The 21333-nt window shown below is 72.8% G+C and carries 20 protein-coding genes and 1 pseudogene; 10 read left to right on the top strand and 11 right to left on the bottom strand.

The genetic code is table 11. The annotated features are described in order from the left end of the window. On the bottom strand, positions 1 to 735 hold the full coding sequence (locus B0I33_RS05745; protein ID WP_106177467.1) for an alpha/beta fold hydrolase: 735 nt from the start codon (positions 733 to 735) through the stop codon (positions 1 to 3). Positions 736 to 847: 112 nt separating this feature from the next. Between B0I33_RS05745 and B0I33_RS05740 the strand changes: the two genes are divergently transcribed. Then, positions 848 to 1420, top strand: a complete 573-nt coding sequence (locus tag B0I33_RS05740; RefSeq protein WP_106177466.1) for a hemerythrin domain-containing protein — start codon at positions 848 to 850, stop codon at positions 1418 to 1420. A 160-nt stretch (positions 1421 to 1580) separates the two neighbouring features. After that, positions 1581 to 4052 (top strand): ATP-binding protein, encoded by a 2472-nt coding sequence (locus B0I33_RS05735; RefSeq protein WP_219927135.1) that lies wholly within the window; start codon positions 1581 to 1583, stop codon positions 4050 to 4052. A gap of 4 nt (positions 4053 to 4056) precedes the next feature. Here the strand turns inward: B0I33_RS05735 and B0I33_RS05730 are convergent, their stop codons facing one another. The 3 genes from B0I33_RS05730 to B0I33_RS05720 all read right to left on the bottom strand — a co-directional run bounded on the left by B0I33_RS05730 (position 4057) and on the right by B0I33_RS05720 (position 6967). Then, positions 4057 to 4449, bottom strand: a complete 393-nt coding sequence (locus tag B0I33_RS05730) for an STAS domain-containing protein (RefSeq protein WP_106177464.1) — start codon at positions 4447 to 4449, stop codon at positions 4057 to 4059. 170 nt (positions 4450 to 4619) lie between these two features. After that, on the bottom strand, positions 4620 to 6206 hold the full coding sequence (locus B0I33_RS05725) for a hypothetical protein (RefSeq protein WP_106177463.1): 1587 nt from the start codon (positions 6204 to 6206) through the stop codon (positions 4620 to 4622). Next, positions 6182 to 6967 (bottom strand): ABC transporter ATP-binding protein, encoded by a 786-nt coding sequence (locus B0I33_RS05720; RefSeq protein ID WP_106177462.1) that lies wholly within the window; start codon positions 6965 to 6967, stop codon positions 6182 to 6184. The genes B0I33_RS05725 and B0I33_RS05720 overlap by 25 nt, the downstream gene beginning before the upstream one ends. A 124-nt stretch (positions 6968 to 7091) precedes the next feature. Between B0I33_RS05720 and B0I33_RS05715 the strand changes: the two genes are divergently transcribed. The 4 genes from B0I33_RS05715 (at position 7092) to B0I33_RS30335 (ending at position 11125) form a co-directional block, all read left to right on the top strand. Further along, entirely contained in the window at positions 7092 to 7424 is a 333-nt protein-coding gene (locus tag B0I33_RS05715; protein ID WP_106177461.1) for a hypothetical protein, read from the top strand. Between the two features lie 54 nt (positions 7425 to 7478). Next, positions 7479 to 8147 carry a hypothetical protein gene (locus tag B0I33_RS05710; protein ID WP_106177460.1) on the top strand — a complete coding sequence of 223 codons (669 nt, stop codon included), beginning with the start codon at positions 7479 to 7481 and terminating at the stop codon, positions 8145 to 8147. 118 nt (positions 8148 to 8265) lie between these two features. After that, a complete protein-coding gene (locus B0I33_RS05705; RefSeq protein WP_106177459.1) occupies positions 8266 to 10356 on the top strand; it encodes a heavy metal translocating P-type ATPase in 2091 nt (696 codons plus the stop codon). A gap of 106 nt (positions 10357 to 10462) precedes the next feature. Continuing rightward, on the top strand, positions 10463 to 11125 hold the full coding sequence (locus B0I33_RS30335; RefSeq protein ID WP_146147458.1) for a TIGR03086 family metal-binding protein: 663 nt from the start codon (positions 10463 to 10465) through the stop codon (positions 11123 to 11125). A gap of 127 nt (positions 11126 to 11252) precedes the next feature. Here the strand turns inward: B0I33_RS30335 and B0I33_RS30795 are convergent. Further along, positions 11253 to 11528: pseudogene (locus B0I33_RS30795) on the bottom strand (MarR family transcriptional regulator); the annotation flags it as partial. Positions 11529 to 11579: 51 nt separating this feature from the next. Here B0I33_RS30795 and pip point away from each other — a divergent pair. From pip to ligD (B0I33_RS05680), 3 genes are read left to right on the top strand one after another with little or no spacing between them, the layout of a single operon-like run. Then, the gene (gene pip / locus B0I33_RS05690) at positions 11580 to 12566 is read left to right on the top strand and encodes a prolyl aminopeptidase (protein ID WP_106177458.1); all 987 of its coding nucleotides are present in this window, start codon (positions 11580 to 11582) and stop codon (positions 12564 to 12566) included. Between the two features lie 9 nt (positions 12567 to 12575). Continuing rightward, positions 12576 to 13514 (top strand): non-homologous end-joining DNA ligase, encoded by a 939-nt coding sequence (gene ligD / locus B0I33_RS05685; RefSeq protein WP_106177457.1) that lies wholly within the window; start codon positions 12576 to 12578, stop codon positions 13512 to 13514. Continuing rightward, entirely contained in the window at positions 13511 to 14470 is a 960-nt protein-coding gene (ligD, locus tag B0I33_RS05680) for a non-homologous end-joining DNA ligase (protein WP_106177456.1), read from the top strand. The genes ligD (B0I33_RS05685) and ligD (B0I33_RS05680) overlap by 4 nt, the downstream gene beginning before the upstream one ends. Here the strand turns inward: ligD (B0I33_RS05680) and B0I33_RS05675 are convergent. The 6 genes from B0I33_RS05675 to ligD (B0I33_RS05650) all read right to left on the bottom strand — a co-directional run bounded on the left by B0I33_RS05675 (position 14467) and on the right by ligD (B0I33_RS05650) (position 20976). Next, complete coding sequence (locus B0I33_RS05675) at positions 14467 to 15477, bottom strand: sigma-70 family RNA polymerase sigma factor (RefSeq protein WP_106177455.1); 1011 nt, start codon at positions 15475 to 15477, stop codon at positions 14467 to 14469. The two genes, ligD (B0I33_RS05680) and B0I33_RS05675, sit on opposite strands and share 4 nt — an antisense overlap. A gap of 137 nt (positions 15478 to 15614) precedes the next feature. Further along, positions 15615 to 16448 (bottom strand): aldo/keto reductase, encoded by an 834-nt coding sequence (locus B0I33_RS05670; RefSeq protein ID WP_106177454.1) that lies wholly within the window; start codon positions 16446 to 16448, stop codon positions 15615 to 15617. A gap of 47 nt (positions 16449 to 16495) precedes the next feature. Then, positions 16496 to 16816: an STAS domain-containing protein gene (locus tag B0I33_RS05665; protein WP_106177453.1), complete on the bottom strand. Its 321-nt coding sequence runs from the start codon at positions 16814 to 16816 to the stop codon at positions 16496 to 16498. Continuing rightward, positions 16813 to 18423 carry an ATP-binding SpoIIE family protein phosphatase gene (locus B0I33_RS05660; RefSeq protein ID WP_106177452.1) on the bottom strand — a complete coding sequence of 537 codons (1611 nt, stop codon included), beginning with the start codon at positions 18421 to 18423 and terminating at the stop codon, positions 16813 to 16815. Before B0I33_RS05660 ends, B0I33_RS05665 begins: the two co-directional genes overlap by 4 nt. Before the next feature lie 218 nt (positions 18424 to 18641). Then, positions 18642 to 19550: a non-homologous end-joining DNA ligase gene (ligD, locus tag B0I33_RS05655; protein WP_106177451.1), complete on the bottom strand. Its 909-nt coding sequence runs from the start codon at positions 19548 to 19550 to the stop codon at positions 18642 to 18644. Continuing rightward, positions 19543 to 20976, bottom strand: coding sequence for a non-homologous end-joining DNA ligase (gene ligD / locus B0I33_RS05650; RefSeq protein ID WP_106177450.1), 1434 nt, complete (start codon positions 20974 to 20976; stop codon positions 19543 to 19545). Before ligD (B0I33_RS05650) ends, ligD (B0I33_RS05655) begins: the two co-directional genes overlap by 8 nt. A 37-nt stretch (positions 20977 to 21013) precedes the next feature. On the opposite strand from ligD (B0I33_RS05650), the gene B0I33_RS05645 reads away from it, so the two are divergent. Further along, the gene (locus B0I33_RS05645) at positions 21014 to 21271 is read left to right on the top strand and encodes a hypothetical protein (protein ID WP_106177449.1); all 258 of its coding nucleotides are present in this window, start codon (positions 21014 to 21016) and stop codon (positions 21269 to 21271) included. Positions 21272 to 21333: the final 62 nt, after the last annotated feature.

Raw genomic sequence — 21333 nt, 5'->3', positions numbered from 1 at the left:
TCACGAGGGCAGGAGGGTGCGGACGACCCGGGCGAGGGGGTCCGGGTCGGTGAAGTTCACCGCGTGCGGCGCGCCGGGCACCTCCACCAGTGCGCCGTGCGGCAGGCCCTCGGCGACCTCCCGCGCCCACCGGCGCGGCACGATCGGGTCGCGCGCGCCCCACACCACCACGGCGGGCCCGCGGACCTGGCCGAGCTTGTCCTCCACCGGGTCGGCCAGCAGGTGCCGCAGGGTGGCCAGCGCCCGCAGCGGACCCCCGCGCAGGTAATCCCAGGCCAGCACCGCCCACAGCGTGGGCCGTTCCCGGGGCGCGTCGGCGAGCAGCCTGCCGAGCTGGCGAGGCATCGTGCGCGCGCACCGGTCGATCGTGGGCCCGTTGAGCACGACCGGGCCGAGCAGGCCGGGCGCGTGGACGGCGAGGTCGACGATCACCTGGCAGCCCGCCGAGTTGCCCACCAGCACCGAGCCGCCCCGGCCGGTCGCGCGCAGCCACCCGGCCAGCGCGAGCGACATCCCGCGCACGTCGAGGGCGCTGCCCGGCCCCGGTGTCCCGCCGAAACCGGGCAGGTCGGGGGCGCTGACCCTGGCCGTGGTCGCGAGCCGCCGCATGAGGGGCCGGAAGTAGCGGTGCGAGCAGCCGAGCCCGTGCACGCACACCACGCCGGGGCCGTCCGGCGGACCCGCCACCTCGGCGTGCACACGGGTACCGCAGGCCCAGGTGTACTCGCTGCGCATGCCGCCATGGCTACCCGGACCCGGTCGCGGCCACGCCGCGGGGTTGAGGCGACCTCACGCGGGGTATGCGCCGGGACCACCACCAGAAAGTCGTCCCGGGAGGGAACGGTCGATGGACGCGATCGAGTTGCTGCGCAAGGATCATCAGCTGGTGCTCGGCCTGCTGGAACGCCTGGAGGACGGGCGGGCGCCCGCCGATCGGGGTAGCGAGGAGGCTCAGCGAGCACGCAAGGAACTGGTCACCGAACTGGTGGTCGCCGAGTCGCAGCACGAGGCCGTCGAGGAGCAGTTCTTCTGGCCCGCCGTGCGCGAGGACGTACCGGGCGGCGAGGACCTGGCCGCGCAGGCGCTGGAGCAGGAGGAAGGGGCGAAGCAACTGCTCGACGCGCTGGACAAGGCGCAGCCCGCGCAGGCCGACTTCGAGGACCTGCTCCAGCGGGTCATCCACGAAGGCCGCCAGCACATCGCCTACGAGCAGGATGTCGTGTGGCCCCGGGTGCAGGAGTCGCTGTCGAAGGACCAGCTCGCGGACATGGGCAACAAGATGGCGAAGGCGAAGAAGAACGCGCCGACCCGTCCGCATCCGGCGGCTCCGTCCACGCCCGCCGCGCAGAAGACGGCCGGACCGCTCGCGGCACTGCTGGACAAGGCGAGGGACGCGATGAGCGGGCGGCGCAAGCGCTGACGGTTTCCCGCCACTCCAGCCAGGTCGGTCACGTCGCCCGGTCGGCAGTGGACGTTCGCTATGCTCGCCCCAGGTAGCGACGCCGCGCACGCGGCGCGAGGCGCGACGGGGGTGCGCCGCGCCGCGGGCGATCATCCGAGGTCTGCGTGGAGGACTGGACGTGACCGCCCTGAACTCGGGGGACACTGCCTGGAAGGCGGAAACGCTGTTCGCCGGGCCCGGTGACACGCTCGCGCGGCTGCGGGCGTTCGACTGGGCCTCGTCCCCGCTCGGTCCGGTGGAGCGGTGGCCCGCGGAGCTGCGTGCCGCGGTGCGCACCGTGCTCCCTTCGCGGGTGCCCATGCTGCTGTGGTGGGGCCCACAGCTCACCCAGATCTTCAACGAGGCCTTCACACCGCTGCTCGGGGAGAAGTACCCCGATGCGATCGGGCAGCCCGCCGCGGAGTGCTGGGCCGAGGTCTGGCCCGAGGTGGGCCCGCTCGCCGAGCAGGTCCTGCGCGGCGACGGCGCCACCTACTCGGAGAACCTGCGGCTGTTCATGCGCAGGCACGGCTACCTCGAGGAGACGTACTGGACGTTCTCCTACAGCCCGATCCACGACGAGCGGGGCGAGGTCGCCGGTGTGTTCGTCGCCACCACCGACATGACGCCCCGGGTGGTCGGCGACCGCAGGCTGGACACGCTGCGCAGGCTCGGCAGCCTTTCCCTGGCCGGGCCGACCACGGGGGGCGGCGCCGCGGCCGCCTGCACCGAGGCGATCCGGGTGCTCGGTGACAACCGGGCGGACCTGCCGCTCGTCGCCGCGTATCTCTGGGGCGAGGGTGACGAGTCCGACGGACTCCGGCTGGTCGCCTCCGCCGGGATCACGGAGGGTGGCGGGCTTGGCGGCGACGGGCTCCGGTCCGTGTTGCGGCGGGTGGCACGTGGCGGTGCCGCCGAGCACGTCACGGACCTGGCGAACCGGTTGCCCGGTTCCGCGGAGGTGGACGAGGCGCTGGTGCTGCCGCTGCGCCCGGGCGGCCAGGAGCGGCCCGCGGGAGCGCTGCTCCTCGGTCTCAGCCCGTACCGGGAACTGGACGGCTCCTACCGCGGGTTCGCCGAGCTGGTGACCGACCGGGTGTCGACCGTGCTCGCGGACGCGGGCGTGCTCGCGTCCGAGGGGCGGAGGGTGGCCGCGCTCGCCGAGCTCGACGCGGCCAAGACGCGGTTCTTCCAGAACGTCAGCCACGAGTTCCGCACGCCGCTGACCCTGCTGCTGAGCCCGCTGCGGGAGCTGCTCGACGAGCACGCCGGGGTGTTGCCCGCCGCGCAGCGGGAGTCGATGGAGGCGGCGTACCGGGCCGCGCAGCGGCTACGCAGGCTGGTGGACACGCTGCTCGACGTGGCACGGGCCGAGTCGGCGCAGTTGCGGCCGCGGCCGAGCCCCACGGACGTCGCGGCACTGACGGCCGACTGCGCCGCGATGTTCCACTCCGTCGCCGAGGAGGCCGGGCTGGAACTGCGGGTGCACGTGCCCGCGACGGCAGGCGGCCTCGCACTCCTCGACCAGGACATGTGGGCACGGATCGTGTTCAACCTGCTGTCGAACGCGGTCAAGTTCACCCCGGCCGGTTCCGTGACCCTGACGCTGCGTGTCGAGGGCGACCGGATCGTGCTCTCGGTGGCGGACACCGGGACCGGGATCGCCCGGGAACAGCAGGAGCGGATCTTCGACCGGTTCCACCAGGTGCCGGAGGTGCGGAGTCGCAGCAGGGAGGGATCGGGCATCGGCCTCTCGCTGGTCGCCGACCTCGTCGGCGCGCTGGGCGGCGAGGTCGGGGTCGACAGCGAGCCGGGCCGGGGCAGCACCTTCACCGTCACTGTCCCGCTCGTGCCCGCGCACGGCCCGGACGGCGGCGACCCGTCCGGGCGGGCGACCGTCGAGGACGTGGCCCCCGGGTTCGTCAGCGAGTCCCGGCAGTGGGAACCCGCGGCCGGGGAGGACGGTGCCGGTTCCCCGGCGCGCCCGGACCGGACGATCCTTCTCGTCGAGGACAACGCGGACATGCGGCGCTATCTGGTCCGGTTGCTGCGGGAACAGCACTGGGCCGTGGAGGTGGCCGCGGACGCGGAGACGGCGCTGGCCCGCGCCGAAACCGCCAGCCCCGACCTCGTGCTCAGCGACGTGATGCTGCCCGGCGACGACGGCATCGCACTGCTCAAGGACATCCGCTCGCACCCGCGGCTGGCCAGGGTCCCGGTCGTGCTGCTGACCGCCCGCGCCGGTCCCGAGTCGGCGGCCGAGGGCCTGCGGCACGGGGCGGACGACTACGTGGTGAAGCCGTTCGAGCCCGGCGAGCTGGTCGGACGGGTCCGGGTGCACCTCGAGCTGTCCGCGTTCCGGGAGGAGCTGCTGGCGGCCAAGGAGAGCGAGGCCGACAACCTGCGCACCGCCCTCGACACCCGGACCGTCATCAGCCAGGCCATCGGGCTGGTGATGGCGTCCCGGGCGTGTCCCGCCGAGGAGGCGTTCCGCCACCTCAGGGAGCTGTCGCAGGAGCGCAACGTGAAGGTCCGCCAGGTGGCGCAGGAGATCATCGACGACTTCCTGGACGAGCTGGCGTCCGCCGACCTCGAACGCCGAGAACGCTGAGCGCCTAGCGAGGACGGGGGATGGGCCGGACGGCGTCGTCGACGGTCTCGAACGCGGGTAGCGCGTCGTCGAGGCCGCAGAGCCGGAGCAACCGGCGAATCTGCCGCTGACCGCCGACGACGACACGCAACGGCGTGCCGAGCTCCGCCGCGTCCCGGGCCGCGTCGGCGAGGACGTTGAGCCCCGCGGCCCCGAGGAAGGCGACCTGGGACAGGTCGACCACCAGGTACGCGGGTGGCGGTGCGAGCTGCTCGGCCAGGCGTGCGGCCAGCTGGGGCGCGGTGCCGAGATCGACCTCACCGTCGACGGAGACGACCGCGATCGAGGGGTGCGGCTGGTAGGTGTCCAGACGCAGCACCGAGTCCGGATTGGGCAGCGTTACGGCGGAAACTGCCATGACCTGCTCCTTCCTTCCTCTTGCGGGTGAGGAAGGGCGGTCCGGCGCTCCGGCCGCCCCTCACCCGTGTGTGAGGTGCGGCTGGCTGGCTGAACCGCGTGACTCCGATGTTACGTGATCGACGCGGATCCGTGGTACTCGGTCACTGCCCGTGCACCATCGGGTGAGCTTCAGCGGTCCGCGCCGACCGTGGCGAGCAGTTCGGGGCCCTGCCGGGCGAGCCGCCGCACGGCGAGTCCGCCCCACCACCATGCGAGCGCCGACCCGGTCGCCAGGCCGATCGGCACGGCGAGCCAGGTCAGCACCGGTGAACCGAGCAGGCCCCCCGCGACCAGCGCGGCGACCGCGGGCGCCGCGGCCAGCACCAGGAGCAGGGTCAGGGCGAGGATCAGCAGGATCCGGGCGCAGCCGGGCCTGCCGCCGGAGCTGAACGGGTTGGCGTGGTGCCGCGGGTCCGGCAGCGGGTAGGCGGCGAACACCGACTGCAGCAGCACGATGCCGGAACCGGCGCCCGCCACGGCGGGAACGAGCGCCAGCACCCTCGGATACGCCTCCGGATGGCCGGTGACACCGGGCAGCACCAGTGCGAACAGCAGGCTCGGCCCGCCCACGAGCAGTGCCCACGCCAGCTGGCGGCCACGCACGTCGGGCCGCTCGGCGCCGGGCACGAGCAGCGTGTGCCACAGCGCACTGCCGTCGAAGCCGTACAGGTTGCCCGTCTGCACGCAGGCCAGCGCGACCACGAACACCCCGAGGTAGGCCAGCACTGAGGACGCGTCGCCGCCCTCGCCGAGCGTGGGCACCACCGCGACCACGAGCCCGAGTACCGGCGTGGTCAACAGGGCCACCCGGCGCCGGGCATCCCGCCACCACGTGCGCAGCTCCTTGCCGACCACCGCGCCCACCGGCGTCGCGGGCAGCAGGGACCGGCCTGCCCGGCGTTCGCCCGCGCGCCGCCGGGCGGAGCCGCGGTAGCCGGTGGCCGTCACCTGCCGGGTGAGCAGCGCGCCCCACCCCAGCACCAGCGCGGCCAGCATCGCGACCATGGCCAGTGACAGCCCCGCCGCGAGTCCCCACTCGCCGGTGCCCGCGGCCCGGACCGCGACGGGTCCCCAGCCGGTGGGCAACGCGGTCATCACGGCCGCGAACTCGCCTGCCCGCCCTTCGACCAGCGTCGGAATGACCGTGCCGAGGGCGTAGTTCACCCCCACACCGGCCAGTCCGAGCACACCGACCAGCAGGATGCCGAGTTCCTTGCCCCTGCGGGAGCCGAGCAACCCGGCCAGCGCCGTCATCACGACGCGGTAGACCAGCACGACGAGCCCGAGCAGCGCCACCGCGAAGCCGAGGCCGAGCAGGGCCGGACCGGCGCCGAACCGCGCGCCGTAGAGCGGCAGTGAGCCGAACGCCACCAGGGTCACCACGGCGGGCACCCCGGCGAATCCGGCGACGAGCAGACCCGTGGCCAGCCGCGCGCGGCCGATCGGCAGCAGCGAGAAGTGCTCGGGGCGCAGCGTGTCGTCACCGCCGCCGGTGGCGATCGGGGCGAGCACCCAGCCCACCAGCCACGCGGCGTATCCGGTGGCCAGTATCTCGACCGAGGCTTCCGGGCGGTCGAAGGTGACGGTGCCGAGCAGCAGCGTGAGAAGCGCGAACAGCAGGCCGAGAACCCCGCCGCCCAGTACCGCCGCGAGCCGCGCGCCACGCAACGAGTTGCGCAGCACGCGCAGCTTCATCCGGACGAGGACGCCAACCACGACAACCCTTCCGCTCCGCCGGCCCGCCCGCCAACGATGTGCACGAACGCCTCCTCCAGCGACGTGCCGCCCCGGACCTCGGCCACCCGTCCCGCGGCGACGAGCCGTCCGTCGCTGAGCACCGCGACGTGGTCGCACAGCTGCTCGACGAGCGCCATCACGTGGCTGGACAGCACCACCGCACCGCCGGACTCGACGAACCGCCGCAGGATCGTGCGGATCGTCGCGGCGGACACCGGGTCGACGGCCTCGAACGGCTCGTCCAGCACGAGCAGCCGGGGCGCGTGCAGCAGCGCCATGGCGAGCCCGATCTTCTTGCGCATGCCCGCCGAGTAGTCGATGACCAGCGTTCGTTCGGCCTCGGTCAGCTCCAGCACGCCGAGCAGCTCGGCGGCCCGTTCGGTCACGGTGGCGGGATCGAGGCCACGCAACCGGCCCAGGTACGTCAGCAGCTCGCGCCCGGTCAGCCGTTCCGGGAACGACAGCCCGTCGGGGAGCACGCCGACGAGAGACTTCGCCCGCACCGGGTCGTGCCACACGTCGGACTCGAAGATGTGCGCGCTGCCGCCGTCCGGGCGCAACAGGCCTACCGCCATCGACAGCAATGTCGTCTTGCCCGCGCCGTTCGGGCCGACCAGCCCGAAAAAGGAACCCGCGGGCACGTCGAGGCTCACCCGATCGACCGCCACCGTGCTGCCGAAAGCCTTGCGCAGCGCGGACAACCGCATCGCGGGTGGCTCGCTCTCCCCAGTCTGTGCCATGACACCTCCGCGCCGCGATGGTAGGGGATCGTCCGGGTAGCATCCCCGGGCGACGTCGAGGGCAAGACGGTGATCCATGCGGCGACCGGTACGCCAGGCACGTTCCGCGGGTTCGCCGTGCCGGGTGGCGTTACCGTTCGTGGCCGCGCTGATCCTCGTCGGTCACCTCCTCGGGCCGCACCCGGCCGCGTTCGCGCCCTCGCCCGTCGCCTCCCACGGTCACCACGCGCCGCACGAACCGGGGGAGCCGCCCGGTCACCACGGCTCCGGGGGCGAGGACCACTGCGGCTACCTCTGTCCGCGCGGCGGCGACGACGGCACGGCCGGGTCCGCCACCGGCTGGGCCGAGGCCGTGCCCGTGCCGGGAGCGCCGGGCCTGCCGATCGTGGCCGCCCGCGCCAACGGGGCGCGGGCGCCGCCCGACCTCGTGCGCGAACTCCAGGTGATGCGGGTCTAGTCCACGCCGTGTTCCGGCGAGCGATACCCGTGTGACCAAAGGAGTTTCTACCTCATGCGACACCAGACCGACCTCCGGCTCGCCGCCGTCGTCGCGGCCCTCGCGTCGATGGGTGCGGCGTTCATCCATGCCGCCGTGATCCCCGACCACTGGCGCGAGTGGCCCGCGTCTGGCTTGTTCTTCGCCTGCCTGGCGCTGTTCCAGTTCGGCTGGGCGGTGGCGGTGCTGCGCACCTCGCACCGCGGCGTCCTGCTCGCCGGCCTCGCCGCGAACGTCGCGGCACTCGGCTTGTGGGCGCTGACGCGCACCAGCGGGCTGCCGTTCGGCCCGCACGCGGGGGAGCCCGAGAGCATCGGCACCGCGGGCCTGCTCACCGTGGTGCTGGAAGCCGTGGCGGTCCTGACGGCGGGCTGGGCGATGCTGCCGAGAGCGCACGCCGCGGAGTTCTCCCCGTGGCGGTACCGCTTCGCGCTGGCGGGAGCGGCGCTGCTCGTCGCGGCGGTGATGGGCCCCGGCGTGGTGGCCGGGCTCAGCCACTCGCACGGCGGTTCCGGCGGGCACGACCACACCGGTGAGCATGGTGAACCCGGCGGCACGGAACCCGCGCCACCGCCCGGCTCTGGCGCGGGCTCGCCGCCGCCCGACGGACCGGCGACCCCGGCGACCACGTCATCCCCGCACGGCACGGCTCCGCACGGGCACTCGGAAGGGCACTCGCACTGATCGGCTGACCCGAACCGGTCATCCGGGCCCTGTTCCCCTTGCCGCTCGGTACCCCTTGGGGGTATGTTCGGCACACGGTATACCCGATGGGGGTATATGAGTGATGAGGAGCCACGTGATGAACACGCAGGACGCCACGGTGGCCACGCACGAGGGGCACGCGCACCCCGGCAGCCACGGCGATCACGGCGGCCATGGGGGACACAGGGGACAGGGAGGACACGACAAGCACGCGGGGCACTCGCCCGCGATGTTCCGCGACCGGTTCTGGCTGTCCCTGGTGCTGACCCTGCCGGTGGTCGCCTACGCCGACATGATCCAGATGTGGCTGGGCTACACCGCGCCGCGGTTCCCCGGTGCGGAACTGATCGCCCCGGTGCTCGGCACCGTGATCTTCGCCTACGGCGGCAGGCCGTTCCTGGCCGGTGCGGTCACCGAGATCCGGGACCGCGCGCCCGGCATGATGCTGCTGATCGGCATGGCGATCTCGGTCGCCTACGTCGCCAGCCTGGCGGCGAGCCTCGGGTTCTTCGAGGTGGAGGTCTGGTGGGAGCTGTCCCTCCTGATCGTCATCATGCTGCTCGGCCACTGGATGGAGATGCGGGCGATCGGGCAGGCGCAGGGTGCCCTCGCGGCGCTGGCGGAACTGCTGCCGGACGACGCCGAACGGGTCCGCGCGGACGGCTCGGTCGAGACCGTCCGGATCGGCGACCTCGGGGTCGGGGACGTCGTGCTCGTCCGGCCGGGCGGCCGGGTGCCCGCCGACGGCACGATCGTGGAGGGCGCGGCGGACGTCGACGAGTCCATGCTGACCGGCGAATCCAACCCGGTGCCCCGCGGTGCGGGTGAGCGGGTGATCGCGGCGAGCGTCGCCACCGACGGATCGCTGCGCGTGCGCGTCGACGCGGTGGGCGACGACACCGCACTCGCCGGGATCCAGCGGCTGGTCGCGCAGGCGCAGGAGTCGCGGTCGCGGACCCAGCTGCTGGCGGACCGGGCGGCCGCACTGCTGTTCTACGTCGCGATGGCGGTGGCGGCGGTGACCGTGCTGGTGTGGGTCGTGCTCGGTGACCCCGACGCGGCGCTCGTGCGATCGGTGACCGTGCTGATCATCGCCTGCCCGCACGCCCTCGGGCTGGCGATTCCCCTGGTGACGTCCATCTCGACGGCCAAGTCGGCACGCAGCGGCATCCTCGTGAAGGACCGGCTGGCGCTGGAGCGGATGCGGGAGGTCGACGCCGTCCTGTTCGACAAGACGGGCACCCTCACCAGGGGCGAGCACGTGGTGACCGGGGTGGCGGCCGCCGAGGAGGGCGCCGAGGACCGCGTGCTGGCGCTGGCCGCCGCCGTCGAGTCCGACAGCGAGCACCCGCTCGCGAGGGCGATCGTCGCGGCGGCGCGGGACCGCGCGGTGCCCGCGTTCCCGGCCACCGGTTTCCGCTCGATGACCGGGCGCGGTGTCGAGGCCACAGTGGACGGTACTCCGATCGCGGTGGGTGGTCCCGCGCTGCTGCGCGAGCGGGAGGCGGAGGTCCCCGGCGCGCTGCGGGAGCCGATCGCACGCTGGACGTCCCGTGGCTCGGCGGTGCTCCACGTGCTCAGCGGCTCCACCGTGCTCGGCGCGCTCGCGCTGGCGGACCAGGTGCGGCCGGAGTCCAGGGCCGCCGTGGCCGCGCTGCATCGGCTCGGGATCACGGTCGCCATGATCACCGGCGACGCCCGGCAGGTGGCCGAGGCCGTGGCGGCCGACCTCGGCATCGACGAGGTGTTCGCCGAGGTGCTGCCGGAGGACAAGGACCAGGCCGTGGCGGACCTGCGGCGGCGCGGCCACACCGTCGCGATGGTCGGGGACGGGGTCAATGACGCCCCGGCGCTGGCCAGGGCGGACGTCGGCATCGCGATCGGCGCGGGCACCGACGTCGCGATCGAGTCGGCGGGCATCGTGCTGGCGTCCGACGACCCGAGGGCGGTGGTCGCCGCACGGACGCTGTCGGCGGCGAGCTACCGCAAGATGGTGCAGAACCTGTGGTGGGCGGCCGGGTACAACCTCGCGGCGATCCCGCTGGCCGCCGGGGTGCTCGCGTGGGCAGGGTTCGTCCTGCCGATGGCCGTCGGTGCGGTGCTGATGAGCCTGTCCACGGTGGTGGTCGCGCTCAACGCGCAACTGCTGCGGCGCGTGGACCTCAAGCCGCGGGCCGTGGCCGAGTGACGTGGGGTCGTGAGTGGCAACCGTGGTTAGAACAACGGTTGCCACTCACGACCCCGATGACTTCCGGCTCCCTCGCCGGTCTGTACCGCTAGACGGAGGGAGTGTCATGACGAGGTCTGCGGGGCTGGACCTGCTCGAACGCGCGATCAGCTACGCCCTCGGCAGCCTGCGCCTCGTCCCGGCCGGGGCGCTGGAGTGGCCCACCCCGTGCCGGGACTGGGATCTCGGGTCGTTGCTCGGCCACCTCGACGACTCCCTGCTCGCGCTCACCGAGGCGGTGGACCTCGGCCGGGTGCCGCTCGCCCGCGCGCCCGAGGAGCCCGCGGGCCCGGCACACCCGGTGGTGGTGGTGCGCAGGCGGGCGCGGTCGTTGCTCGGCGCGTGGGCCGGTGCCGCCGGGCCGGATCCCGTGGAGATCGGTGGTACCCGGCTGGCGGCGGCCGTCGTCTCGGCCGCCGGGGCGGTCGAGATCGCCGTGCACGGCTGGGACGTGGCCACGGCCTGTGGCGAGGACCGCTCGCTGCCGCCCGCGCTCGCCGCCGACCTGCTCGGCTTCGCCCGTCTGCTCGTCAGCGAGGACGACCGGCCGGTCCGCTTCGCGGCGCCGGTGGACCCTCCGCCGCGCGCGAGTCCGGCCGACCTGCTGCTGGCCTACCTCGGCCGCGACCCCCGCCGCCCGGTCGCCGGGCCGGCGGGAGGTGGGCGGCCACGCGGTCGCGGAGCGGGCGGCGGCGCAGGGCCTCGAGGGTCTCGTCGACGAGCCTGCTGAGCGGGTACGGCAGTTCCGCCTCGAGCTCCTCGGCCGCCGCCGCCGTCGCGGTCCACTCCGCCCGCAGCGCCGGCAGCAGCTCCTCCGCCTTCGGGGTGAGCCGCACGATCCGCTGCCGAGCGTCCGCCCCGGGCTCCAGTGTCACCAGCCCTTCCCTGACCAGCTGCGCGACGGTCTGGCTGGCGGCGGAGTGGGTGACGCCGATCCCGCGGGCCACGTCGCCGATGGACGCGGGCCCCGACGTGGCCAGCCGGACGATGACCGGGACGAACCGGGGGCGGAACCCGGCCAGGCCCAGGCCGGCGTAGACGGCCGCGATCTCCCCGTCCAGCAGGTCGAGCAGGTGCCGCAGGCGCGTCCCCAGCAGGGCTGGGCCGAACTCGGTGGCGTCTCCAGATGTCACAGCGCTAATATAACAGTGCTGTCATAAATTGCTGCCCAGGGAGCCGCACCCATGGACGTTCTGTACCCGCCGATCGAGCCCTACGACCACGGCCTGCTGGACGTGGGCGAAGGCAACCACGTGTACTGGGAGGTCAGCGGCAACCCGAGGGGCAAACCCGCGCTGATCGTGCACGGCGGGCCCGGCGCGCCGAACTGGCTCGCCGCGCCGCGGTACTTCGACCCGGCGCGGTACCGGATCGTCCACTTCCACCAGCGCGGCTGCGGTCGCAGCACCCCGCACGCGGGCGACCACCGCACCGGCCTCGCCGCCAACACCACCCACCACCTCCTCGCCGACATGGAACGGCTGCGCACCCATCTCGGCATCGAGCGCTGGCTGCTGATCGGCGGCTCGTGGGGCTCCACGCTCGCCCTCGCCTACGCCGAGCGGCACCCCGAGCGCGTGACCGAACTCGTGCTCGTCGCGGTGACGAGCACCCGCCGCAGCGAGATCGACTGGCTCTACCGGGGCGCGGGCCGGTTCTTCCCCGCCGAGTGGGACCGCTTCCGCGCCGGAGTGCCCGAGGCCGACCGCGACGGCGACCTGGTGGCCGCCTACGCGCGGCTGATCGAGGACCCGGACCCCGCCGTCCGCGAGCGCGCGATCCTGAACTGGTGCGCGTGGGAGGACGCCGTCGTCTCCCTGGAGGAGAACGCGCCCGCCACCGCCATGAGCTCGCTGCCGCCCGCCGAGCGCACCGCGCTGGTGCGCATCTGCGCGCACTACTTCGCTCACGGCGCCTGGCTGGCGGAGGACCAGCTCATCAGGGAGGCGCACCGGCTCGCGGGCATCCCCGGCGTGCTGGTGCACGGCCGTCTCGACCTCGGCGCGCCGCTCCGCACCGCGTGGGAGCTGTCCAGAGCGTGGCCGGACGCGGAGCTGGTGGTGATCGGCGACTCCGGGCACAAGGGCAACGACGCCATGCGCGCGCGGCTGCGGCGCACGATGGACGAATTCGCCGCGAACGGGGAGGAAAACGTCGCGCCGAGGGGCTAGTTTCGTCCCATGGCCAACGATGCGGCGGTCGAGCTGGAGGTCGGGGAACGGACCGTGCGCCTGTCCAACCCCGATCGGGTGTACTTCCCGGCCCGGGGCGAGACGAAGCTGGACCTCGCCAACTACTACCTGTCGGTCGGCGACGGCATCGTGCGGGCGCTGCGGGAACGGCCGTGCATGATGCACCGCTTCCCGTCCGGAGTGGCCGGTGAGAAGGTGCACCAGAAACGGGTGCCGCGCGGCGCGCCGCCGTGGCTGCAGACCGTGCGCGTGCACTTCCCGCGTTACGACCGGTACGCCGACGAGCTCTGCGTCACCGAACTGGCCAGCGTCATCTGGGCGGTGCAGATGTCCACCGTGGAATTCCACCCGTGGAACTCGCGGCGGGCCGACACCGAGCGCCCCGACGAGTGGCGCATCGACCTCGACCCGATGCCGCGCTGCGGCTTCGACCGGGTCCGCCGGGTCGCCGGGGTGGCGCACGAGGTGCTGGACGAACTCGGCGTCACCGGCTGGCCGAAGACCTCCGGGGGCAACGGGCTGCACATCTACGTGCGGATCGAGCCGAACTGGGGCTTCGCCGACGTGCGCCGGGCCGCGCTCGCGTTCGCCAGGGAGGTCGAGCGGAGGGCGCCGGAGGACGCGACCACGGTGTGGTGGCGCAAGGATCGCGATCCCGCCAAGTGCTTCGTCGACTTCAACCAGAACGCCAGGGACCACACCATCGCCAGCGCGTACTCGGTGCGGGGCGTCCCCGAGGCGACGGTGTCCACCCCGATCACCTGGCCGGAACTCGCCGACGTCGACCCCAGGGAGTGCACGATCGCCACCGTGCCGGCCCGGTTCGCCGCGCACGGCGATCTGCACGCGGGCATCGACGACGTCGCCTTCTCCCTCGAACCGCTGCTCGAGTGGGCCGACCGCGACGGTCTGGAGGTGAACCGGTGAGCGCGGAGGAGGAGCGGGCCGGGGTCCGGCTCACCAACCTCGACCAGCCGCTGTTCGCGGACGCCGGGGCCACCAAGCGGGACCTGGTGGACTACCTCGACGCCGTGCGGGACCGGATCCTGCCCGGCCTGCGGGACCGGCCGCTCTCGGTCGTGCGGGTGCTGCGCGGGCAGCGGCCGTTCATGCAGAAGAACGTCCCGAAGTACACCCCGGACTGGGTGCCCACCGTGCGGATGTGGGCGGAGAGCTCGCAGCGGGAGGTGTCCTACGCCGTCTGCGGGGACCGGCGCACGCTGCTCTGGTTCGCCAACCAGCGCGCCGTCGAGTACCACCCCGCCCTGCTGCGCGTCGGCGCGCCGCCGGTGCCGACGCATCTCGTCCTCGACCTCGACCCGCCCGAGGGTGGTGACTTCCGGATCGTCGTCGCGGCGGCCCTGCTGGTGCGGCAGGCGCTCACCGACGCGGGGCTGGCTGGCGTGGTCAAGACCAGCGGGGCGAAGGGCGTGCACGTGTTCGTGCCGATCGAGGAGAGCACCCCGATCGACGACGCGGCCGCCGCCACCCGCGCGCTGGCCGCGCGGGCGGAACGGCTGGACCCGGCGCTCGCCACCACCGCCTACCTCCGCGAGGACCGGGGCGGCAAGGTCTTCCTCGACTCGACCAGGGCCGCGGGAGCGACGGTCGTGGCCGCCTACAGCCCGCGGATCCGGCCGGGCGCGCCGGTGTCGTTCCCGGTGGACTGGACGGAGCTGGACCGCGTGTCCCCTGCGGACTTCACGCTGCGGACGGCCGCCGGGCTGGTCGCGGGGCGGGATCCGTGGGCGGAGGCGATGCCCGCACCGCAGCGGCTGCCCGGTGACCTGCTGGCGGAGGGCAGGGCGATCCCGGTCGCCAGGGTGGCCGCCATGCACGAGGGCAAGCGGCGTGCCCGTGCCCGCCGGGACGCGGCGGGCTAGCCTGCCGGCTCCCGCGTCAACGGCAGGCCGAACAGCTCGAACGCGGAGTCGCCCATGAAGTTGGCGACGTGGCTGATGCCCGCGCTGGTGAGCGTCAGCACCTGCACCGTGAACGCGCGGTACCGGCCGTCGGCCGGATCGCGCAGGTACATCGCGAACCCGTGCTGGCCGTTGGCCGACACGGGCACCATGCGGACCCCGCCCGGCCGCGCGGGGCAGCGGTTGGCCAGGTGCCACGCCACGTCCCGCGTGCCCTGGTACCACTCGGCGTACGGCGGCATCTCCCACACGACCTCGTCGGTGAACAGTCGCACGAGCGCGTCGACGTCCTTGCGCTCGAACGCGTCGACGTAGCGTTCGAGCAGCTCTCGCTGCTCGGCCCCGGTCGGTTCGCCGACGTCCTCCTGCCGGGGCGCCACCCGCTCCAGCTGCGCCCGCGCGCGCTGCAGGGTGCTGTTGACGGCGGCGGTCGAGATGCCCACCGCCTCGGCGACCTCGGCCGCCTTCCACCTGAGCACGTCGCGCAGGATCAGCACGGCCCGCTGGCGGGGCGGCAGGTGCTGCAGGGCGGCCACGAACGCCAGCCGCACGCTTTCCTTCGTGGTGACGACGGAAGCCGGGTCGTCGTCGGCGGTCTCCGGCGCGGTACCGGGCAGCGGCTGCAGCCACGGGACCTCGGCCTGGTGGGTCAGCTCGTCGGAGGGGTCGGACATGGGGCCGCCGAGCCCGGTGGGCATCGGCCGCCGGTTGCGGCTCTCCAGCGCCGTCAGGCAGGCCGTGGTGGCGATGCGGTGCAGCCACGTCCGCAGCGAAGAGCGGCCCTCGAACCTGTCGTAGGCACGCCACGCCCGCAGGTACGTCTCCTGCACCAGGTCCTCGGCCTCGTGCGGTGAGCCGAGCATGCGGTAGCAGTGCGCCAGCAGCTCCCGCCGGTACGGATCGGCCTGGCGCAGGAAGTCCTCGTCGCCCGGGCTCTCCGCCAGTCCCGGTGTCCCTGCCTGTGTCATGCGGCGCCTCCCAGTCCTCCCCGTGGTCCGACCCTATGTCATCGCGTGCGGTCACGGGAGCCTCCGCCAGTACAGACCGCCGCCCCCAGCGAAACTCATCGCCCCAGTTCACATGGCGCACAAGTGGGGGCGACTGCTCAGAGGATCTCCAGGGGGACGGGCGCTGATGGTGGGGGGAACTCGGCGTCGAGCTCGGCGAGGTCGTCCGGCGTCAGCTCGAGGTCGAGGGCCGCGGCGTTCTCCGCCACGTGCGCCGGGTTCGCGGCCTTCGGGATGGCGCACACGCCCGGCTGGTGCAGCACCCACGCCACCGCGAGCTGCGCCGGGGTCACACCGTGCCGCCCGGCGACCCGGCTGAGCACCGCGCTGCCCAGCAGCCTGCCCTGCTCGATCGGGGAGTACGCCATGACGGGGACGCCGTGCTCCCGGCACCACGGCAGCAGGTCGAACTCCGGGCCGCGCCGCGACAGGTTGTACAGCACCTGGTCGGTGCCGATCTCGTCGCCGCCGTCCTGTGCCCAGAACTCGGCCAGGTCGCCCGCGTCGAGGTTGCTGACGCCGAAGTCGCGGATCTTGCCCTCGGCCCGCAACCGCGTGAAGGCCTCCAGTGTCTCGGCGAACGGGACGTTCCCGCGCCAGTGCAGCAGGTACAGGTCGATCCGGTCGGTGCCCAGCCGGGACAGGCTGCGCTCGCACGCCGCGATCGCGTCCCGTTCGCCCGCGTTGTGCGGAAAGACCTTGCTGACCAGGAAGACCTCGTCGCGGCGACCCTCGATCGCGGCGCCGATCACTTCCTCGGCACCTCCGTCGCCGTACATCTCGGCCGTGTCGATCAGCCCGAGCCCGAGGTCGAGCCCGTGCCGGAGGGCGGCGATCTCGGTGTCCCGCTCGGCCCGTCGCTCGCCCATGCCCCACGTGCCCTGGCCCAGCACCGGAATCCGGTTTCCCGACCGCATCGTCAGCTCCCGCATCGCACCAGCTCCATCGTCTACAGAAGACTCACCGGGTCCGCGAGACGTCACGAGAGATGGACGTCCACCAGTGAGGCCAGGCCGGACAGCTCGATGACCCGCTGGATCGGGGAACCCGCGGGGGCGCTCAGCCTGCACCGTGTCTGGAGCAGGCGGAGCCGGTCGGCGAGCGCGAACAGGATGCGCAGGCCCGCGCTGTCGATGTAGGTCAGTTTGGAGAGATCGATGTGCACCGCCACGAGATGGTTGGTGATCGCCGCGAAGATGTCGTCCTGCACGGACTCCGCGTTGGACAGGTCGATCTCACCGCTGACGACGATGTCGATCTCGCCGTCGTGTGCCGCTACCTCTACGTTCGCCGTCGTCATGGGACTTCATCGCCTGTGAGGCGCCTGCGGATGCGTACGCTCGTTCCCTCCGCGCCGTGATCGATTCGTACGTCGTCACTCAGGTGTCGCATGAGACGGGTACCCCGGCCCCGATGCTGGCCTCGCGGGTGTCGCCAGTTTCCCCTGTCGGTGATCGTGGCGTGCACCTCCCGTTCATCGGCCTCGAGCCGTATCTCGACGGTACCGCCGAGTGGCCCGTAAGCGTGCTCGATCGCGTTCGCGCTGGCTTCGCCAACTGTTACCAGTAGATCGGCGAGGTCGTCATCCGAGGCCCCCACCGCGGGCAGCCACCGGCGGAGGGCCGCCCGGATCTCGGCGAGCGACTCGGGCTCGGCCGGGAACTCCAGGTGCATGCTGCGAAGCTCGTCCGGGTGCTGTCTGCGCATCGCGAGCACCGCGATGTCGTCTCCCGTCGCGCCCGCGTCGATGAGCGAGGCCATCACGGCGGCGCACACGGCCTCGGGGGACTCCGTCCGCACGGTTTCCCGCAGTAGTTCGAGGCCGACCTCGATCGGGCGGTGCCTGCGTTCGACGAGGCCGTCGGTGTAGAAGAGCACCACCGAGTCCGGCGGCACCTCGATCGTGCTGGTCTTGCGCGGCACGGGGGCCGAGCTGGCGCCGATGGGCGGATCCACCGGCGTGTCGGCGATCGCCGGCTCCGCGTCGGGCGTGGCGACGACCGGAGCGAGGTGCCCGGCGAGCGAGAGGTGCATGCGGTCGAGCGCCGGTTCCCACATGCCGTAGGCGATGGTGGCCATGCTGTCCGGCTCGAAATGCCGGATGTGCCGGTCGAGTTTGCTCAGCACCTCACCCGGGTCGTTCGAATCGAGCGCGTACGCCCGGGTCGCCGTGCGCATGCGGCTCATCACCGTCGCGGCACCGAGGCCGCGGCCGACGACGTCGCCGATCGCGACACACAGCCAGCCCGACGGCAGCGTGAAGACGTCGTACCAGTCGCCGCTGACCCCCGCCTCCTCGGCGGGCACGTAGCGCGAGGCCAGTTCCATGCCCGTGACGTGGGGCAGCCGGGACGGCAGCAGGTCTCGCTGGAGCGCCTCGGCGGCCGTGCGCTCGGCGCGCGACTGCCGGGTGCGTGTGGCGAGTGCGACGCGCTCGCCCGCCAGCTCGAGCAAGTGGAGGTCCTGCTCGCCGAACGTCCTCGGGTGCAGCGACCCGACGTGGAGCACGCCGAGCAGTTCACCTCCAGCCAGCAGGGGGACTCCGGCGAGTGAGCAGATCCCCTTGCGCCACAGCAGTGGGTTCCGCACCGTGTCCGGGCCGACACGGTCGATCACCAGCGGTTGTTGTCGCGCCGCGATCTGCCCGGCGAAGCCCTCGCCCACCGGGATGCGCACCCCCTGCCGCACCTCTTCCTCGAGGCCGGAGGACGCCGTGGCGACGAGGTGGTGACCGCCCTTGGCCAGCAGAAGGACCGTGGCCGTGTCGACGCCGAGGATCTCGCGGATGCGGCGGAGCAGTTCACGCAACAGTTGCTCGACACCCAGGTGGGCCAGCGTGGTGTCGGTGACCGCTTCGATCCGGCGGAGGCGAGCTTCGGCGTTTTCGGACGAGTGGACCGTCGCCATATCCCGCAGCATAACCGCCATGGCCGATTGGCTCAGTGTGTGTCTTCGCGGCTTGCCCTGCAGGCGGAGTAGGGCCAAGCCCATATTCACCCGTCCTTCTCAATCGCGGCCCCGAAGATGTTGCCATCTGCACATTGCATCCCCAGCGTGTCCGCGCTCTGTGCACAGATGTCCGCGTCGTGCGGCGCGGACACGTGTTCCTGGATGGCGGACACGGCTCAGAGGCGGGGGCGGTGCCCGGCGAGCAGGGGTTCCAGCAGGTCACCGTGTTCCTCGAGGCGGTCGAGCACGTCGTCGGCGGTGTAGACTAGGTCTCCGGGGCGGCGGCACGCGGCCACCTCGTCCCAGGTCACCGGCGTCGATACGGTGGGCGCGGGCCGGGCCCGCAGGGAGTACGGCGCCACGGTGGTCTTCTTGGGATTGTTCTGGCTCCAGTCGATGAGCACCTTGCCCGGCCGCAGGCGTTTCGCCATCCGCGACACGACCAGCTCGGGGAGTTCGCGCTCCAGCCGTTCGGCGAGCCGCTTCGCGTACTCGCTCGTTCGCTCGGACGAACGAGTGCGCACCGGCGAGTACAGTTGCAGTCCCTTGGACCCGCTGGTCTTCGGGTAGGCGGCGTACCCGTCCTCCGCCAGCACGTCGCGCAGCCGTAGCGCCACCCGGCAGCACTCGACGATCGTCGCGGGAGAGCCGGGGTCGAGGTCGAACACCAGCAGGTCGGGTGCCCGCTCGCCCCCGCGTGGACCCACCGTCCACTGTGGTACGTGCAGCTCCAGGCTCGCCAGGTTGGCCGCCCACACCAACGTCGGCAGATCCTGCACCAGCGCGAAATCCGCCTTCTCCGCGCCACGCGAACTCCCCGGCGTCTCGATGCACACCGTGCGCACCCAGTCGGGCGCGTGCCGTGACACGTCCTTCTCGAAGAAGGAGTTGCCTTCGACGCCGTTCGGGTAGCGCTTGAGCGTCAATGGCCGGTCCCGCACATGTGGCAGGAGGACGGGCGCCACGCGCACGTAGTAGTCGATCACCTCCCCCTTGGTGAAGCCGTCCTCCGGGTACAACACCTTGTCCAGGTTGGACACGCGGAGCCTGCGCCCCTCGACTTCGACGAGTTGCCCCTCAGCCACGGTCCAGCTCCTCCGGATCGAGATCGGGCCGCAGCCCGCGCCACGCGGGCGCGCGCAGCCGCCCGTCGGGCGTCCAGTCCTTGAACACGACCTCACCGACGAGCTTCGGGCTCACCCACCTGGCGCCCCGTGCCCTGTCCCTCGGCACCTCCGTCGTGAACGGCGATGTCCTGCGCTCCAGCCTGCGCAGCTTGGCGAGCAGCGTGCGCAGCATGTCCTCGGTGAATCCGGTACCGACCTGCCCGATGTACCGCAGCCCGCCGTCCTCGGGCAGGCCGAGCATGAGCGAGCCGAACGTGTTCGCGCGCCTGCCCTCGCCGGGCCGCCAGCCGCCGATCACCGCGTCGAGCGTGTGCAGGTCCGTGATCTTGAGCCAGTCGGGGCTGCGCCGTCCCGGCGAGTACGGTGAGTCCAGGCGCTTGGCGATCACGCCTTCGAGCCGCTGCTCGGCGGCCGCCTCGACCACCGCGGCCCCCTCCCCGGCGAAGCTGGGGGACAGCTGCCAGTGTGGGCCGCCCAGGTCCAGGCCCTCCAGCAGGCTCCGGCGCTGCGCGTAGGGCACCGAGAGGCACGGCCTGCCGTCCAGGTGCAGCAGGTCGAACACGAGGTAGGTGACCGGCTGGTGCCTGGCGAGCTGCCGGGCCCGCTGCTCGCCCGCGTGCATCCGGGTCTGCAGCGCCTTGAAGCTGGGCCTGCCCTCGCGCAGGGCCACGATCTCCCCGTCCAGCCACGCCTGGGTGAGCCCCAGTTGCTCGCCGATTCCGCGCAGCTCGGGATAGGTGGCCGTGATGTCGTTTCCCTTGCGGGAGAACAGCGTCGCCCGGCCACCCTCCACTCTGGCCAGCGCGCGCACCCCGTCCCACTTGAACTCGTACGCCCACTCGTCGTCCTCGGCGACCGGCGGCAGTGTCCCGGCCGTGGCGAGCATGGGTTCGAGCACCTCGGGCAGGGAGACCCAGTTCTCGTCCTGCGGCGGGTCCGAGCGGATCACCTGCCAGTCCTCACCGGCGCGGAAGAACACGTACTTGCCCCGCACCCGCTCGCCGTGCAGGACGATCGCGACCTCCCGGTCGGTCCACTTCAGCGTGTCGTACCGGCCGCGGTCCCAGATCGTCATGCGGCCCGCGCCGTACTCGCCCTCGGGGATCTCGCCCTCGAAGGTGGCGTACTCCAGCGGGTGGTCCTCGGTGTGCACGGCGAGCCGCAGCGTGCCGGGCTCGGGTGGCAGGCCCTTCGGCACCGCCCAGGACACGAGCACCCCACCGCGTTCCAGCCGGACGTCCCAGTGCAGCCGCCGTGCGTGGTGTTCCTGGATGACGAAGGTGTCGTCGTCGCCACGCGGGGTGGCGTCACCCTCGGGCACCGGCTCCGGGGTGCGATCCGCGTGCCGCTTGCGGCGGTACTCGGCGAGCTTCGACGTGGCCATGGCACCGGTCTACCCCAATCCGGGGGATCATGTACGCATGGACGCGCACAGCCGGCGGCTGCTGGCCGAGGCCCGCCGCTCGGGAAGGCCCACCGTGCCCGTGCTGGTGCTCGCCGGACCGGAGGTGATCGGCGAGCTCAGGGCACTCGGCGGGCGGATCGGCTCGGCCGATCGGCGGACCGGGCACGTCCGCGCGGACGTGCCCGTCGCCGCGGTCGACCGCATCCCCGACCTGCCCGGCGTGTCGGCCGTGCAGGTGCTGGAGGACGTCGAACGCGACGACCCCGCGCCCTGAGCGCGGGGATCCTGATCACGAGTGACCCGTTACTGGCGAAAATGCCAGTAACGGGTCACTCA

Origin of the sequence: Prauserella shujinwangii, from assembly GCF_003001955.1 — a bacterium.
GTDB classification, from domain to species: domain Bacteria; phylum Actinomycetota; class Actinomycetes; order Mycobacteriales; family Pseudonocardiaceae; genus Qaidamihabitans; species Qaidamihabitans shujinwangii.
Note: the sequence above shows the minus strand (reverse complement) of the source record. Positions and strands in the feature narration are given on the sequence as shown.